2 protein-coding genes are annotated in these 1140 nt (G+C 40.9%); both read right to left on the bottom strand.

Annotated features, from left to right (window positions below; genetic code table 11):
* Positions 1-204 (bottom strand): hypothetical protein (locus tag A3738_RS31840; RefSeq protein ID WP_231876555.1); only part of this gene is annotated, 204 nt, incomplete at its 3' end.
* A gap of 145 nt (positions 205-349) precedes the next feature.
* Entirely contained in the window at positions 350-976 is a 627-nt protein-coding gene (locus tag A3738_RS06775) for a TetR/AcrR family transcriptional regulator (RefSeq protein WP_068481067.1), read from the bottom strand.
* Positions 977-1140 lie beyond the last annotated feature (164 nt).

The raw sequence follows: 1140 nt of genomic DNA, 5'->3' as shown, positions 1-1140 counted from the left end.
GCGGTGTTCACGTAACCAACGCTCACTTTCCTCAAGATAATCTGAAAAACTCGGTTGTAGATAATTGTAGTACTGAGCCGATTCATTCATCGGAATATATGGTTTGTGTGCGAGAGCTGAACAGCCAGTCGCCATGCTTAAGATTGTGATGCTTGTGAGTACAGCAAGTAAGCGGTTTCGATTTCTCTTAAGGAGTGTTTTCAAAATGGCTCGTCATCGTTGTTAGGAACACATTTGAATATTGGGACTGAAGAGAACATTTAAAGAGGGTGGGCTGGAAAACAGTATGTCATTGAAATGCATACCGTGTTCTCATGAGAAGTTGAGCTAGTTGCTTATAACTGCAAAACTACAACGCACCAGCAAGATCACTTGGTTCTGCGCGTTTGGTGTAGTCGGCATTAGTTTCAGATACGAGCGACATGAGTGTTGTGCTCATCATGTCGTTTCTGTGTTCGCCAAAGCCTAAAACTTTTGCCCAGTCATGACCAATGATGATGCACATGATGGTATAGGCGATTTGCTCGGTATTGTTTACTTGCGCCTTTTCTAAATAAGTACGAATTTCAGCAAGAAGCTCGTGGTAAACCTCGGCCAAGCGATTTGTCGTTTTATCGGTGTGTTTTGTCTGACCGATTAATCGAAACATCACCTCATTCTGTAGGCTCACCTGATGAAATTCAGCAGAACACAAAAAGCTTAGAATGTCTTCGAGTGAAGGATCTTGGTCGCTCTGAGCACTCGTGGTGATAAATGCATTTAAGGCTTGGCGATAACGCTCTGTAATGCGCTGTAATAGAGCATCTAAGAGCTCATCTCCACCTGAAAAGTAATGATGGATAATCGGCTGATTAACACCAGCTTCTTCAGCGATTTTTCGCTGCGATGCGCCAGCAAACCCATCACGCAAAATAACGTTCTCAAATGCGTCGAGTATGTCTTGACGTTTCTCTTCGCTACGGTTTTTTCTACCCATTGCTTAACTGTTCTCTATTCGTATGAATGCATCAGCGTCTGGCTAATATGTCATACCCTAGATAAATTTATCAATTGATATATTTATTTTTGATGTGTAGTTTATTTATCAAATGATAAATAAAAAAATGAGGTTCTCTCATAATGAAGATAATAAAAATACTC

It is taken from the genome of Oleiphilus sp. HI0066, from assembly GCF_001635725.1.
Note: the sequence above shows the minus strand (reverse complement) of the source record. Positions and strands in the feature narration are given on the sequence as shown.